Source organism: Actinomycetota bacterium, from assembly GCA_035765775.1.
GTDB lineage: Bacteria > Actinomycetota > CADDZG01 > JAHWKV01 > JAOPZY01 > DASTWV01.
Map to the genome: position 1 here is coordinate 1 of DASTWV010000025.1, position 14552 is coordinate 14552.

Consider the following 14552-nt stretch of genomic DNA (forward strand, 5'->3'; position numbering starts at 1 on the left):
GGAGGCCAAAGCCCGCGCCCAGGTGGGGGCTCCAGTGAAGGAGGAGGTGATCGCTCCCGCCAAGCCCTGACCCCCGTAGATGCTCAGGAGGTGGGGACTTTTAGTTGGCCACCAGTGGGGCGCGCGACTTGGCCATTGACAACCGGACTCAGGCGGACTCAGGCGGACTCAGGCGGACTCAGGCCGGGCCCAGCGTCTCGGCAATCAGTTGGCGGACGGCGCGGTAGTCGCCTCCCACATCGGCGTCTTCTGGAGGTAGTGGAGGTGCCCGGTGGTGAGATCCACGAGCACCGGCATTTCGGCGGCCGCCCCAACGAGAATCCCGATTGCTGCAGCCGCCCGGGCGCGTAGGCAGGAATGCCTGCCGCCGGGCATCCCGACCGGGATCGAGAGGCGGGGGCGGCGTCCAGCTCATCGAGAGGAGCTGCCCGATATCCGGCCGTTCGGCACTCCCCCGGCGGTGCCCGCCCGGGACAACGGTCGGCTCAGGGTGAGCGGCCCGTCAGGCTGAGCCAGACCTCCCAGTCCCCGGCGCCGGGTGGCAGCGGAGGCGGGGGCGCGTAGAAGCCGCGCTCCCGGCCCCACTCCAGCAGTGGTTGCAGGGTCATCAGGTGGGCTACCAGCTCCGGGTCCGGGGCGGCGACGACCTCCAGGGTGCGGGCCAGGTCCCAGCCGTGGGCGGCATAGTCGACGGTGCGCATGCCCAGGAGATGGGCTCCCGTCCGCTCGCCGGCCCGGTGCTGGATCACCCGGTCGAGCGCCCCCGGTTCAGCGAACGTCGCAGCCACCTGCGCCCGGCTGCGCCGGAACGCACGCACGGGGTCGTCGCCGACGTGATCCTCGGCGCGGGAGGCGGCCAGGTCCTCCGGGCCCGCCCCGTGCAGCATGAGCGCGTAGCGATAGTCGCCGCCGATGACGTGGTTGAGGAGGGCCCGCACGTCCCACTCGGGACAGGGCGTGACCAACGTCCAGTGCGCAGGACCCACCCTGTCCAGATGGGCCGCCAAGAAGTTCCCGGCGGCGTAGAGGGCGGCGAAGCGGTCCATAGTGCACTCCGTTATCGCGGTTGGGTTCCCTTAGTCGCACTCGGAAGTTTCCATTCCCCCGCTGGAACCATTCTGTGCCCCCTTGTGCGTGGATCGCCCTGGTTGAAGGCCTCCCACCAGCGCCGTCCCCCGGCAGCCACCTCCGTGAGGTCCCGGGGCCTCCAGTCATAGTCGAACGCCGCAAGTCTCTGGAACCAGATGCGCAGGTCCAGATGGCGAAGCGGACCGCCCAGGCTCTCCTGGAACAGGTCGAGGACGTGGAGGCCTTCGCATGCTCCGAGGTGCACGTCGAGGCTGAACCGGCCTCGCCAGTGGTCCCAGCTGCTGCGGCTGTCGAGGAATTCCCAGCCGTAGATCGGCTGCCCCCCAAAGCTGGAGACCACGTCGCCCAATTGATCGAGCTCGAGGGGCTCCGCTGGAGCGCCTTCGTCGTTCCAGTGGCCTGGCCGGAGGGAGGCCGCCACCCGGGCGACGCCGGAGAGCAGCAGGAGCAACCGCGGGTCCTCCGGCTCCGGGCCGGCCTCGGGCAGAGTCAGGACACTGAGGAGAACTGCGGCCTCCCCCCGGTCTGCCCTCACCGTGACATCGTGAAGCCTGCTCTCGTTCATCGCGACGTTGAGGTCGGCCAGGAGCCGCGGGGTCAGCTCGGTACCCATTGGCTCATCTTCGCACCGGGAAGGCCTCCGCTGTCCCTTGCGGGTCACCTACGTACCCGGTAGCGGATATGGGTCGCCTCCGGCGTGTCGATCACCCGGGCGATCTCCAGCTCGATGCGCGACGGCAGAACGTCGAACATCCTGCGGCCACTGCCAAACAGCACCGGGACATGGGAGATCAGCAGCTCGTCCAGCACCCCGGCCTCCAAAGCCCGCTGCGCTGTGTACGCCCCGTGCACCAGCACATCCCGGTCCCCGGCCGCAGCCTTGGCCTGCGCCATCGCGCTCCCGATCCCATCGAGCACGTAGGTGACCAGCGGGTAGCCCGCCACCGAGGGCCCGGGGGGCCGGTGGCTGGGCACGAAGATCGGGACCCCGTGGTGGTTGCCTTCCCAGTGGTCCACTTGCTCGACGGTCCGCCGACCGGCAAGCACTGCACCGCAGGTATTGACCCAGTCGATCAGCTCCCCCGCCGGCCCGGAGGGCCGGAAGATCTCGTCGTCGCCGTTCACGAACCACTCATGGAGGCGGCCGAAGCCGTCGCCCCCGGGATTGCCCGGTGCATCGTTGGGGCCGGCGATGTAGCCATCCAGCGACATCGCCATGTAGAGCACGGACGTGGCCATCGCTACCTCCTTCGGTCAATCCGAGGTCGTACGCCTTGGGTAGACGTGCCCGGAGACCATTTCTCGTCGGTCGGGTGCTGTTTCCCGTCGCCTTACTCGTACTCCCAGCACTGGCACTGGACCAGCGACGCCGTTTTCCAGCTTCCCGCACGAGATGATCCCGGACTCCCCCCGCATGTCCACCGCGTAGCCCGAGCCCGCCTCCAGTGCCTCACCGGGCCAGCCGGCCCTCGATCGTCGGGCGCTCGACCACCCACTCGGCGCAGCCGCCCAGGAGAGGGTGTCCGCAGGCGCTCCCCCGCTGAACAAGGTCGCGCCACCCGGACCAGCATCCCGAGAGCGCCCGCCACCAGGGCGAGCGCGCCGAGACGTGCTGCAGCAGCCCATGCGGGGAGGCCCGTGCATGCCCAGCCGGCCGGCGGCCACCAGGAGGACCGCCGCAGCCAGCAGCAGGCCGATCAGGGCGAAGATGTCGCGGGACCACGCCCGGTGCAATCCGGCGCTTCGCTCTCGGGCGGCGGCGGAGCAGGGCACCCGGATGGTGAGCGTCTCGCCACGGCTCCGGAGGCTTGCGATGATCACGAGGAGCACCCAGCCGGCCGGCCCGAAGAACAGCAGGAGCCACGCCAGGCCGAGCCCGGCCGCCCCGACGGTGCGCGAGACGCTGATCCGCTCCTCGGTCGCCACCCCGTCGAAGACGCAGACGGGGGGCAGCCGCCCGAGTTCCGCGTCATCTCCAAAAATCCCCCGCCCACCTCCAGCCTGCCAGGACGGCTGTATGGGTGTCCACCGACCCGGGCACTTGGGCCGTGCCCGCGTCCCGCACCAGCAGACAGCAGCAAGCTCGCCGAGCGAGTCCGTCTCGGCGAGCCCCCGCTGCTCGGCCACCGAGGTTCCCCGAACCCACGCCGCCGCCGTAATAAGGTCGGAACCGTGGACGCTCCGACCCTGCCCGCCCTGGCCGATGACTGGATCCGCTTCAAGCGCACCCGGACCCGGCGGGGCCTGTCGGTCGCCTCCGAGGCGGCCTACCGGTCGGACCTGGCGGCCATTGCCCGGCGGGTCGCCGACGACCTGGGGAAGCCGGTACCCGAGCCCAAGGGCGACGCCGGCGCAGGCGCCGCAGATCCCCTCACGCGCCTCGGCCTGGAGGACCTCACCGAGGACGCCCTCGGCGACGCCTTCGCCGCCCTGGTGGAGGAGGGCTACGCCGCATCCAGCCGGGCCCGCATGCTGTCCGCCTGGCGGGGCTGGTGCCGGTGGCTCGCCCGCAGCGGGCACCTGAGCGTCGACCCGACGACCGCGCTCGAGACCCCGGCGGCGAGGGCGGTGGCGGGCGATGCCGACATCTACTTCAGCCCGGGCGAGCTGGCCCGCATCGTCGAGGTGGTGGCCCTGCCCGACGAGCGGGAGGGCGAGCCGTGGCCCGAGCGGGACCTCGCCCTGGTGGCGCTGCTGGGCGGCGCCGGCGCCCGGGCGTCGGAGGTCATCGAGGCCCGCGTCGGGGCCCTGCGCACCGAGAACGACAGCGACACCTTCCACGTCGTGGGCAAGGGCGGCAAGCGCCGGACCATCCCGGTGGCCCCCGAGGTAGTCGCCACCGTCCGGCGCTACCTCGTGACCCGGGAGACCCGCCTGGGGGCCGCCGGGGCCTCGGACCGGCTGTTCGTCCGGGCGGACGGGCGCCCGTTCAACCGCCAGTCCCTCGACTACCTGGTGGGCAAGTGGCTGCGCCGGGCGGGGGTATCGCTCCGGCCGGGCGAGCTCGCCCACGCCTTCCGCCACACCTACGCCGTCCACCTGGTCCAGATGGGCGTGCCGCTCCCCCAGGTCCAGCAGTTGCTCGGGCACGCCAGCCTGACCACCACCTCCCGCTACCTGCGGATGACCGGCGCCGAACTGCACGAAGCCGCCCTGGTCCTGCCCCTCCGGCGCTTCCTGGCCGGCCACTCCGCCGCCGCGGTACCCCCTTACGACCCAAAGTAGGCAGGCTCGTCGCGATTGGGGGCGCCAATTCCCGGTTGATCCCCACACCGGGTTGGTATCTTGTGACTACGCGAATCAACGTAGGCGATCGGGGCCCAGGGTCGTCCGATAGGGGGAAACCACCGTGATCACATCGGGCGCGGTCATGAACTGGACCGTGTGGGGCTCACTCGCCGCAGTGGGCAGTTTCTACTTCCTCATGGTGGCCGGCGCTCGGCGCCAGCGCCAGGAGCGGGCCCGGGAGCGGGCCGAGCGCGAGCAGGAGAGCTGAGCCGCCCCCGCTCCACCAGCCTGCAGTAACCGCCGGGGCACCGGAAGGAACCCTCCTGTGGATTCGTTGCCCGTGCGCGCAGCCCCTACCGCAGGTTGAGGGGCGCGGTCGCGGCGGCCTGCGCTTCGGACTTTGTGAGCACGCCGGTGGACACCAGGCGGTCCAGCACGTGGTGCTGGCGGCTCTGCGCCAAACCCAGGTTCCGGAACGGGTCGTACACCGACGGAGCCTGCACCAGGCCGGCCAGCAGGCTTGCCTGCGCCCAGCTGAGCTCGGTCGGCGCCGTGGCGAAGTAGCCCTCGGCCGCGGCCGCCAGGCCGTAGAACCCATGGCCGAAGTAGGCGGCGTTCAGGTACATGAGCAGGATCTGATCCTTGGTGAAGGAGGCGTCCAGCTTGAAGGCCAGCTCCACCTGCTCGACCTTCGACGTGAGGCCCCGCCGGTGCGGCGTGTAGAGGTTCTTGCCCATCTGGATCTCCAGGGTGGCCGCCCCCTGGTCCTGGCTGCCGGTGAGGGTCGTCACCGCGGTGCGCAGCACGCTGATGGGGTCGAGCCCGAAATCGGAGGAGAAGCGGCTGTTCTCGGTGGCGATGATCGCCTCGCCCACCGGGTTGGGCGACGGCAGCGCCGCGAGCGCCGGGGCGTGGTGTGCGGCCAGCACCGCCGACACGCGTTGGGGGGCGTCCGCTACGGAGGGTGTCAGTGTCCAGAGGATGCCCACCGACCCCACGGCGAGGATGGCCAGCACCAGCACGGCGACGAGGATCCTGCGGCCCCAGCGCCACAGGGGGGGCCGGGCCGCGCGGCCGCCGTCCGGATGGGTTGCCATGCGCCCGTGGCCGGCGGGCTCAGCCCGCCCGGTCCTCGGCCCGGATGGCTGCTGCCCATCCCTGCTCGGGATCCTCGACCGCCAGATGGAGGTTCCACCCGCCGGTGAGATCGGGGGGCTCCCAGCGGTACCAGCGCAGGCGGGCGAGCTCGGCTCCGAGAACGTCGGGATGTACCGGCCAGTCGAGGTCGCACAGCACAGCCGCCGACCACCAGGCCGCCGACCGCCCGGCCGCCGCCCCCCGCCGCCGGCCGTAGGCTCCGCCACTCGCCGCCGCCCATCCCATGAGAGCCAGCGCTTCGGACACCTCGATCTCCCCGGCAGCCACCGAAGCAACGCCCAGTGCGCCGACCGCGGCGGGCGCCGAGCCCTCAACGACCGAGGCCTCCGCCCGACCGGAGGATCCCGAGACCCACGGGGAGACCAGCTCGAGCAATGCCCGCAGCACCTCGGGCTCGTCCAAGGGCTCACCGGCAGTGGGCTCCCAGTGCAGCTCCAGGGGCCGCAGCGCAGGAGCCGGTGCCTGCATCTCGTGCGCCTTGTAGGTGGCCAGGGGGTAGACCGGCTCCCATGCCTCGAGGCGCAAGGCCAGCTCCAGGACCTCGGCGTGTGCCTCCGGCCTGCCGGTCAGCTCCTCGCCCCGCAGCACCCGCTCGGCCGCCAGCACCCCGGCGACCTGGGGCGAGGGCGCCCAGGCCACCAGCTCGTCAAAGGAGTGGGTGGAGGCGGCCACCTCGGTGAGGGGGCCGAATGCGAACCGTCCGGCGGCCGGGGTGAGCACGGCAGCCGCATAGCGGGCGGGAGCTTCCAGGGCCACCCGGTAGTCGATGTGCTCGGCGATCGGCCACAGCTGCTTGCCCCGCTCATAGGCCTCCCGGCAGCGCACCGCCAACTCCACCAGCTCGTCCCAGGCCCGGCGGTCGCACAGGCCGTCGACGCGGCGCAGCAGCGGGTTGGGCTGGGCCGACTCCAGGAGGTCGTCGAGCGACGCGGTTCCCGGAAGGTCCGCATCCATCATCGTCGCCAGGCTACCAGCGTGCCCCCGGCGCCCTGACGCACGGCCTGCTCGACGGCGCACTGACCGGCGGAGCCAGCGAAATCCCGTTGCCCGTCTCCCCCGTACTACCGGCATCAGCGGGCACCAGAGCCCGGCCGGATCAAGGAAGGAAGGTCACGATGACGCTGCGCGCGGGTTCGAAGGGGAGAAGCCGGTGGCTGGTAGGCGGGTGCCTGGGGGCCGCCGCGGTGCTGGCCCTGGCGGCGTGCGGGAAGAAGACCACGGGGGCGACCGGGTCCGCCTCCTCCTCCAACCCCGACGCCGACATCACCGTGATGGCCACCAACGTCCCCGGGGTCGGGACCGTGCTGGTGAACGGCAACGGCAGGACCCTGTACATCCTCACATCGGAGGCGGGCGGCAAGGTCACCTGCACCGACGCAAACAACTGCACCAAGGCCTGGCCCGACACCGAGCTGCCCTCCGGTATGACGGCCGGCATTGCGGGCAGTGGGATCCAGACCTCGATGCTCAGCACCACCAAGGGCCCCACCGGCGATTCCTACGTCACCTACGCCGGCTACCCGCTCTACACCTTCAGCGGCGACAGCGGCAACGGCATGGCGCACGGCCAGAACATCACGAGCTTCGGCGGGACGTGGGAGACGATGAAGCCCAATGGCACCCCGGTGACCGGCCCGGCGACCACCACCAGCTCGAACAGCAATTCCGGCGGGTACTAGCGGGTACTAGATGCCGGGTACTAACTCCTGGGGGTCCGTGCCCGGGCGGTTTCCACCAGGACCGCGGGCGGCGGTGTGCGCGCCGGCCTGCGGTCCTGGTGCGGCCGGGCGTAGTAGTCGAGGTTCGGGGGCTCCTCGGGAGGCGGTTCGGTGTGCGGCGGGGATGCCGGCGGGCTGGGGCGGCGGAAGCGTCTCATGCGAATTCCCTCCTTCAACACTGGAGCTGAAACTGGAGCTGGACCGGACTGAGCTGCGAATAGGACAACAAAAAAGGCCGCCCGAAAGGGCGGCCTGCGCATTCCCGCGCGCGGAGCATCAGGCCGCTAGTGCGGCCACCAACCCTGCGCGGCAGGCGTGATAAGAAGCATGGCCCGAGGATACCGCAGCGGCCGCCTCAGGCGTGGGTGGCGCCGGTCAGGGCCACCACCGCCGACTGGACGTCGTCGTAGACATGCTCCCGCCCGATCGTGGCCAGGAGGTCGCTGTGGCGCAGGTTGCGGCGCACGACCTCCCCGGGCCGGGCCACCCCCACGGCGATGCCCTTGGCCTGGAGCTCCTTCAGGAGGCCCTCCAGCGCCTGAGCACCCGTGAAGTCGACATCCGGCACCCCGGCAGCGTCGAAGATCAGCACGCGCACCGGCTCCGGGGCGGTGTTGATGAGGTCCCGCAGGTGCTCGATCAGGTACTGCGCGTTGGCGAACCACAATGGCGCCATGAGCAGGTACACCAGCACGCCGGGCACGTGCTCGGTCGGATGGCTGGCGTCCACCGGGATCCAATGGTCGGTGCCGGGCTCCCGGCCCATGAGGACCTCCTGGGGGCGGGTGGCCAACCGGGTGCGCTCGGCGATGGAGAGCACCAGCGCCACCAGCACGCCGGTCTCGATGCCGAAGAAGGCCACGGCGGCGATCGTGACCACGGTCAATCCGAACTCGGCCCTCCCGAACCGGTGGATGGCCCGGAGGTCCTGCACGTGCAGGAGCCGGGTCGCCACGTAGAGAAGGATGGCGCCCAGCGTGGCCTGCGGCAGGTCGGCCAGGAGCCCGGTGGCGAACGCGATCACCGCCAGCGCCCCGGCCGCGGCGACCAGGCTGGCCACCTGCGAGCGCCCCCCCGACGCCTCGACCACCGCCGAGCGGGGCGGGCTGGAGTCCACCGGGAAGGCTCCCACGCACCCCGCCAGCAGGCTCCCCGCCCCCAGGCCGATGAGGTCCCGGTTGAGGGTGTGGGTGGCCTTCTGGTCGGAGCCGAGCGACCGGGCGGTGGCGGCGGTCTGCACCACGCACACGAACGCCACGGTGGCCGCGGTGACGGCCAGCTTCACCAGGTCGTGGGCGGGTACCGCGGGCGGCCCCAGCGGGGGGAGGCCGGCGGGGATCGTGCCCAGCACGTGCACCCCCCGGGCTTTCAGTCCCAGGGCGGCGACCGCGCCGACGGACACCACCAGGCCGATGAGGGCGCCGGGGACCCGCCGGTCGAGCTTCTCGGCCGCCAGGATGATGGCCAGCACCAGGGCCCCCACCGCCAGTGACCACCCGTTGGTGTGCGAGAGCTGGTGGGCGATCAGCCGCACCCGGCCGATGGTCGTGGTCCCCCCGCCGGGCAGCCCGAGCACGGCGGGGACCTGGCGCACGACGATCTCCACCGCAATGCCGGCCAGGATGCCGGTGACCACCGGCGTCGAGATGAAGTCGGCGATCCAGCCCAGCCGGAGCAGGCCGACCGCCAGCAGCACGGCCCCCACGATCAGCGCCAGGAAGGTCACCAGGTGCTGGTACTGGGTGGTCCCGGCCACCGCCACCGCCGCTACTCCGGCGGCGAAGACCGGGGCGATCGTTGAGTCCGCTCCCACCGACATCTGGCGGCTGCCCCCCAGGACGGCGATCATCAGGGACCCGGCCACGAAGGCGTACAGCCCCGTGATGGCGGGCATCACCGCCAGGCGGGCGGTGGCCATCTGCTCGGGGACGGCGATGGCCAGCAGGGTGAGACCGGCGATGCAGTCGGGTGTCAGCCAGGCGGTCTGGTAGCCCTGAAGGGTGGGCAGGATCGGAAGGCGCCTGGCGGGCTTCCCCCCGCCCGGCTTGGTCGTTCCCTCCCCCATCGCCCCGCAAGCCTACGCCTGCGCGGGATCCTCAAGCGTTGGCCGGCTGCTCCGAACCCGATCCCTGCAGGGCGTCGTCCAGCCAATCCTCCAGCTCTCCGGGCGACAGGGTGGACTTCGAGATCCGGGACACCTCGACCCCGTCGCGGAACAGCAGGAACGTGGGCAGGCCGTGGACCTGCATCTCGATGCACAGGCGGCGGGCCTTGGGGGCCTCGAGCTTCACCACGCCCAGCTCCGGGCGCTCCGAGGCCATCCGCTGGACGTGCGGCAGCAGTGCGATGCACGGCCGGCAGTCCGGCCCCCAGACGTCGACCAGCTTGAGCCCTTCGGCCACCAGTGACCGGAAGTTCTCCCGGGTGGCTTCCTCGATGCCTTCCATAGTCCTCCTCGCTCGCCTCGCGAATGCTCTCTTGCGCCTCCACGATATCCGCTCGGGGACACGCTCCCGGGGAGGGCTTCGGGCGCCCCATGCTTGCGGAGATTGATGCCCTCCGTTTTCTAAGCAGAGAATCATCGCCTGCCGCAGGCCATCGCTGTGCGCTCTTTTGTGCATGGTTAACCGCGCAATGCGCGGTGAAACGTGCACATGCTGGTGAGCTGGCAGATTCGGACTCACACGGCCAGCAGGACCACCTGGTCGAGGTCGAACCGTGGCCTGGGTAGACTCCCCGCAGAGGATCACTGTTTCCCCAACCGAAGGAGGACCCCATGGCGGAGAAGACCTGCGGGCACGAAGGCTGCGACTGCACCGTCGCCGAGGGCGAGACCTACTGCTCCGAGTACTGCCAGCGGCACGGCACCCACGAGGGCCACGTGGCCCACGAGTGCGGCTGCGGCCACTCGAACTGCCACTAGAAACTAAACCAGCCCCCCGCCGCACGGCGCAGGCGAAGGCCTAGGAGACCGGCGCGCCCCAGACCGGGAACCAGCGGGTCACGTCGTCCTCCACCTTGAGGTCCTTGGACAGCAGGCCCTTCAGGTGGATCTCCAGGGTGTTGTCGCGCTTCTCGCCGCCCAGGGGCACGAACGGGTAGAAGGTCCCCCGCTTGAACAGGTAGACCAGGTAGGCGTGCTGGGCATGGGCCTGGTCGGGCGCCGAGCGGAACCCGAACATCGAGCACAGCAGCTGCGGCCCGAAGCCGGCTTCCTGCAGGCTGGAGTTCACCAGGTGGATGTTGGCCACCAGGCCCTCGATGTCGGGCTCGGTGATCACCATCCAGTGGTAGCCCAGCTGGTCATCCTGCTCGGCGATGTCGATCTGGTGCTGGTCCCGCAGCATGCCCAGCACCTTGCTCACCTCGGCCTGCATGGACTCGAAGGTGGACTCCATCACCGGCTTGAAACACACGCCCGCCTGGCCGGTGGGCATCAGGCCGGCCTCGGTCTGCAATGTGATGGCTGCGCTGGGCAGGGCGAACAGGGAGTCCAGGTTGGCCTGGACCGGCTTGGAGCGGCCGAGGATCGAGTCGAGGAAACCCACCCGGGAGCTAGCCCTGGTGCCGCATCTGCTGCTCGAGCCGGGCCAGCTGCTCGAGGCGCTTCTCGAGCGACGGGTGGGTCGAGAACAGCGTGGAGATGCTGAAGCCGGGTGCCAGAGCCGGGGCGAAGAAGAAGGCGTTGAACGCCTCGGCGCTGCGCAGGTCCCGGGTCGGGATCTGGCCCATCACGCCGGTCACCTTGGTGAGCGCCGAGGCCAGCACCGACGGCGCCCCGATCAGCAGGGCCCCCGAGCGGTCGGCCGACAGCTCCCGGTACCGGGACAGCGCCCGGGTGAGCAGGAAGCTGATGGCGTACACCAGGATCGACACCAGCATGATGGCCGCCACTGCCCCGGCCCCATTGTCCTCGCGGTCCCCCCCGCCGCCGTAGCCGCCGCCGAACATCCCGGCGTAGAGCGTGAAGCGGGTGATCATGCCGGCGAGCACGCCCAGGAAGCTGGCGAAGGTCATGACGGCGACGTCGCGGTGGGCGACGTGCGACAGCTCGTGGCTGAGTACCGCCTCCAGCTCCTGGGGCTCCAGGCGCCGCATGATGCCGGTCGTGGCGCATACCACCGCCGCCTTCGGGCTGCGGCCGGTGGCGAAGGCGTTGGGGATGTCGGTCTCGGCGATGGCCACCCGGGGCTTGGGCATGTCGGCCAGGGCACACAGCCGGTCCACGATGGCGTGCAGCTCGGGTGCCTCCTGCGGGCTCACCTCCCGGGCGTGCATGGAGAACAGGGCGATCTTGTCCGAGAAGTAGTACTGGGCGAACAGCAACCCGCCGGCGATGACGATGATGAGGCCGTAGGACACGCCGACCGCGATCAGCACGCCGATGAACACGACGTAGAGCAGGCCCAGCAGGAACATCGTGAGCCCCATCCGGGCCTGCAGGCCCGGGTCCTTCGGGTACCCCCGCTCGGTGGCCATCAGGCGGTGGGCTGCGCCTCCTCGGCGTGTTCGGCAAGCAAGGCCCGCACCTCCTCCAGGCTCGCCGAAGGATCGGGGAGGACCAGGTCGGAGGGGGCCAGCTCGTCGTGGGGCAGCTCGGACCCGGTGGAGCGCACCAGCTCGATCAGGGCCGCCAGGTCCCGGTGGTAGGCGTCCTCGTCGCCCGCCTCCACGTGGCCCACCAGCGCGTCATCCAGGGCGTCGAACTCGGCGCCCAGGGTGTCGCCCATGTCGTACTGCCCGTCGCCCAGAATGCGGATGATCATCTACGCCTCCTCGGTGGCTTGGGGTGCCGGTGCGCTGGCCGCCGGGGCGGCGCCGCCGGCTTCGATGGCCTTGGGCGCGGAGCCCTGGCCCAGCTCGGCCTTCAGGCGCTCCAGCTCGAGGTCGACGCCGCTGGTCATCGCCCCCCGGTCCAGCTCGGCCTGGATGCGGTCGGTGCCGCCGGTGGTGACGTCGTCCAGGGCGCCGGAGGCCATGAGCTCGTCGAGGGCGCCGGCCCGGGCCTGCATCTGCGCGGTCTTGTCCTCCGCCCGCTGGATGGCCATGCCGACGTCGCCCATCTCCTCGGAGATCCCCGACACCGCCTCGTTGATCTTGGTGCTGGCCTGGGCGGCGGTGTAGGTGGCCTTGATGGTCTCCTTCTGCGTGCGGAAGCTCTCCACCTTGGCCTGCAGGCGCTGCGAGGCCTGGGTGAGCTGCGACTCCTGGGCGTCGAGCTGGTCGTGCTGGGTCTTCAGGCTCTGCAGCTGCGACGCCAGGGATGCCTTGCGGGCCAACGCCTCGCGGGCGAGGTCCTCCCGGCCCTGGGCGAGGGCCTGGCGGGCCTGGTCGTCCAGCTTGGCACCGCTCTGCTGCAGGGTCGCGGCCTGGAGCTCGAGGCGCTTGCGCGAGGTGGCGACGTCGGCGACCCCCCGCCGGACCTGGGTCAACTGGTCCAGCATCCGCTGGTAGGAGTAGTCGAGGGTCTCCCGGGGGTCCTCCGCCTTGTCCAGGACCTTGCTGGCCTTGGCCTTCAGGATGGTCGAAAAGCGTTTGGTCAAGCTCATCGCTGGCTCCTCGGTGTGTGGTGCCTCAATTGTTTCACGCTGGAGCCTCCCCTTTGGCCGAACCGGGGGGACTTCCGGCCAACTCGCACGGAAAAACCACGATCCACACCACGTTCCAACGACGGCCACAGCCGGGTGCCAGCGGCCGGCCAACCCGCTGGCGAGAGCGGACCGAACCGGAAACAATGTTCGCCCGCGCCCCGCATGTTGTTCCGGGGCGCGCCGAGGGGAGGACGGGATCGTGGGGGCAAGGAGAGCACGGTCGCTGGCCGCCGGGCTGCTGGCGCTGGCGTTCGTCGCCTCCGGGTGCGGCCTGCGCTCGTCGGCGCAGAAGGGCCCGGATGCCGCCGCCATGCCCCATACCACGCTGGGGGCCCTCGTCTTCGCCCCCCGCTCGGGGGCCACTGGGGTGGCCCTGTCGCAGCCCGTGCTCGTGCAAACCCGGTACTCGGACGTCAAGTTGCAGTCGGTGACCGTCACGGTCACCGGCACCGGGACCGACGCCGCCAGCATCGACGGGACACTTACCCGGCAGTCCCGCTTCCGCGCCCCGGGCCCCCTGCGGCCGGACGCCACCTACACCGTGACCGCGGTGGTCCAGGTCCCCCAGGGGTCGGCGTCGCCGGGGGCCGTGCGCCTGCAGACCGAGACCGTCAGCTTCTCCACGGTCACCACCCCCCAGATCCTGGCGGTGAGTCCCACCGTTGTCGGGCCGGGGGGCGCGGCGGTCGTGCAGCTCGACTCGCCTGCCCGCGCCGTGTCCGTGGACGGACCCGCCACCGCCGATCTCAATGCCGACGGGACCAGCGTGTCGCTGTTCCCCACCGACTACCACCAGGGGGCCACGTTCGACGTCACCCTGACGGCCACCAGCGAGGGCGGCACCAAGGGGGCCGCCAGCAGCGTGCACTTCAGCGCCCTGGGCGGGCCGACCCTGTCGCTGTCGCCCTCCCCGGGCGCCACCAACATGGGAGTGGCCTACCCGGTGGTCATCCGGCTCAGCGAGGCACCGGAGAACCCCGCTGCCTTCGCCGCCCTGTTCTCGGTGACCGCCACCGCCACCGTACCGGGCGTGTCCGGCACCGCCACCGCCACGGCCACCGTTCCCACGCCGACCTACGCCCCCGCTGCGGCCGCCACCGCCGTGAACCCGTGCGGCACCTACCAGCCCCCCGTCCCGGGGGCGGTGCTCAGCGTCGCCCCGCAGTGGAACAGCCCTACCGAGCTGCAGCTGGTGCCCAAGACCGCCGACGGCTACTGGCCGCCCGACGCCACCATCGAGGTCTCGGCCCACGTCGACGGGGCGCCCGGCAAGGACGGGAGCTGGTTCACCGGCTCGGTGGACCGCACATTCACCACCGGCGACAAGCGGGTGATCGATGTCGATCTCGGCAGCCAGACCCTCTCCGCATGCCAGAACGGCACCATGGCCAACCAGTTCCTGATCTCCAGCGGCATCGCCCCCAAGGACACCACCGCCACCGGCACCTTCTACATCTACGAGCGGGACCGGGATGCCGAGATGAAGAGCGGCGACAACCAGTTCGCCCCCGGCTACTACGACGTGAAGCACGTCCCCTGGACGCAGTACTTCCACGCCGGCGACGCCCTGCACGGCGCCTGGTGGCACAACAACTTCGGCCATCCGATGAGCCACGGCTGCGTCAACATCTCGACGCCCACCGACAACCACCAGTGGCCGGACGCGGTCCCGGACGCCGAGTACCTCTGGCACTTCGACAATCTGGGCGACCCGGTGATCGTGCACGGGACGACGCCCGTCTAACGAAGGCGCAAAGAGCGGCAGAGG

At 71.0% G+C, this 14552-nt stretch carries 17 protein-coding genes; 5 read left to right on the top strand and 12 right to left on the bottom strand.

Translation table 11 applies throughout. From position 1 onward, the window contains the following. Positions 1-485 precede the first annotated feature (485 nt). The 3 genes from VFW71_04950 to VFW71_04960 are packed head-to-tail and all read right to left on the bottom strand — an operon-like array spanning position 486 to position 2328. Entirely contained in the window at positions 486-1046 is a 561-nt protein-coding gene (locus tag VFW71_04950) for a TIGR03086 family metal-binding protein (protein ID HEU5002110.1), read from the bottom strand. 11 nt (positions 1047-1057) lie between these two features. Further along, a complete protein-coding gene (locus tag VFW71_04955) occupies positions 1058-1702 on the bottom strand; it encodes a hypothetical protein (GenBank protein HEU5002111.1) in 645 nt (214 codons plus the stop codon). 44 nt (positions 1703-1746) lie between these two features. After that, complete coding sequence (locus VFW71_04960) at positions 1747-2328, bottom strand: dihydrofolate reductase family protein (GenBank protein ID HEU5002112.1); 582 nt, start codon at positions 2326-2328, stop codon at positions 1747-1749. A 933-nt stretch (positions 2329-3261) separates the two neighbouring features. On the opposite strand from VFW71_04960, the gene VFW71_04965 reads away from it, so the two are divergent. Continuing rightward, positions 3262-4314 (top strand): tyrosine-type recombinase/integrase, encoded by a 1053-nt coding sequence (locus tag VFW71_04965; GenBank protein ID HEU5002113.1) that lies wholly within the window; start codon positions 3262-3264, stop codon positions 4312-4314. A gap of 124 nt (positions 4315-4438) precedes the next feature. Beyond that, positions 4439-4585, top strand: a complete 147-nt coding sequence (locus VFW71_04970; protein ID HEU5002114.1) for a hypothetical protein — start codon at positions 4439-4441, stop codon at positions 4583-4585. Positions 4586-4670: 85 nt separating this feature from the next. Here VFW71_04970 and VFW71_04975 read toward each other — a convergent pair whose 3' ends face one another. Continuing rightward, on the bottom strand, positions 4671-5414 hold the full coding sequence (locus VFW71_04975) for a biosynthetic peptidoglycan transglycosylase (protein HEU5002115.1): 744 nt from the start codon (positions 5412-5414) through the stop codon (positions 4671-4673). 19 nt (positions 5415-5433) lie between these two features. After that, a complete protein-coding gene (locus VFW71_04980) occupies positions 5434-6432 on the bottom strand; it encodes a DUF6183 family protein (protein HEU5002116.1) in 999 nt (332 codons plus the stop codon). 158 nt (positions 6433-6590) lie between these two features. On the opposite strand from VFW71_04980, the gene VFW71_04985 reads away from it, so the two are divergent. Then, positions 6591-7154, top strand: a complete 564-nt coding sequence (locus tag VFW71_04985; GenBank protein ID HEU5002117.1) for a hypothetical protein — start codon at positions 6591-6593, stop codon at positions 7152-7154. Positions 7155-7174: 20 nt separating this feature from the next. Here VFW71_04985 and VFW71_04990 read toward each other — a convergent pair whose 3' ends face one another. The 3 genes from VFW71_04990 to VFW71_05000 form a co-directional block, all read right to left on the bottom strand. Further along, on the bottom strand, positions 7175-7351 hold the full coding sequence (locus VFW71_04990; GenBank protein ID HEU5002118.1) for a hypothetical protein: 177 nt from the start codon (positions 7349-7351) through the stop codon (positions 7175-7177). Positions 7352-7548: 197 nt separating this feature from the next. Then, positions 7549-9258: a SulP family inorganic anion transporter gene (locus VFW71_04995; GenBank protein HEU5002119.1), complete on the bottom strand. Its 1710-nt coding sequence runs from the start codon at positions 9256-9258 to the stop codon at positions 7549-7551. 31 nt (positions 9259-9289) lie between these two features. Continuing rightward, positions 9290-9640 (bottom strand): thioredoxin family protein, encoded by a 351-nt coding sequence (locus VFW71_05000; GenBank protein ID HEU5002120.1) that lies wholly within the window; start codon positions 9638-9640, stop codon positions 9290-9292. A gap of 329 nt (positions 9641-9969) precedes the next feature. Between VFW71_05000 and VFW71_05005 the strand changes: the two genes are divergently transcribed. Beyond that, positions 9970-10116, top strand: a complete 147-nt coding sequence (locus VFW71_05005; protein ID HEU5002121.1) for a hypothetical protein — start codon at positions 9970-9972, stop codon at positions 10114-10116. A 40-nt stretch (positions 10117-10156) separates the two neighbouring features. Here VFW71_05005 and VFW71_05010 read toward each other — a convergent pair whose 3' ends face one another. The 4 genes from VFW71_05010 to VFW71_05025 are packed head-to-tail and all read right to left on the bottom strand — an operon-like array spanning position 10157 to position 12742. Then, positions 10157-10741 carry a hypothetical protein gene (locus tag VFW71_05010; GenBank protein ID HEU5002122.1) on the bottom strand — a complete coding sequence of 195 codons (585 nt, stop codon included), beginning with the start codon at positions 10739-10741 and terminating at the stop codon, positions 10157-10159. 7 nt (positions 10742-10748) lie between these two features. Beyond that, complete coding sequence (gene htpX / locus VFW71_05015; protein ID HEU5002123.1) at positions 10749-11672, bottom strand: zinc metalloprotease HtpX; 924 nt, start codon at positions 11670-11672, stop codon at positions 10749-10751. Beyond that, on the bottom strand, positions 11672-11959 hold the full coding sequence (locus VFW71_05020; GenBank protein HEU5002124.1) for a hypothetical protein: 288 nt from the start codon (positions 11957-11959) through the stop codon (positions 11672-11674). The genes htpX and VFW71_05020 overlap by 1 nt, the downstream gene beginning before the upstream one ends. After that, entirely contained in the window at positions 11960-12742 is a 783-nt protein-coding gene (locus tag VFW71_05025; GenBank protein ID HEU5002125.1) for a PspA/IM30 family protein, read from the bottom strand. 241 nt (positions 12743-12983) lie between these two features. Between VFW71_05025 and VFW71_05030 the strand changes: the two genes are divergently transcribed. Further along, positions 12984-14528: a L,D-transpeptidase family protein gene (locus tag VFW71_05030; protein ID HEU5002126.1), complete on the top strand. Its 1545-nt coding sequence runs from the start codon at positions 12984-12986 to the stop codon at positions 14526-14528. The last annotated feature ends 24 nt before the right edge of the window (positions 14529-14552 follow it).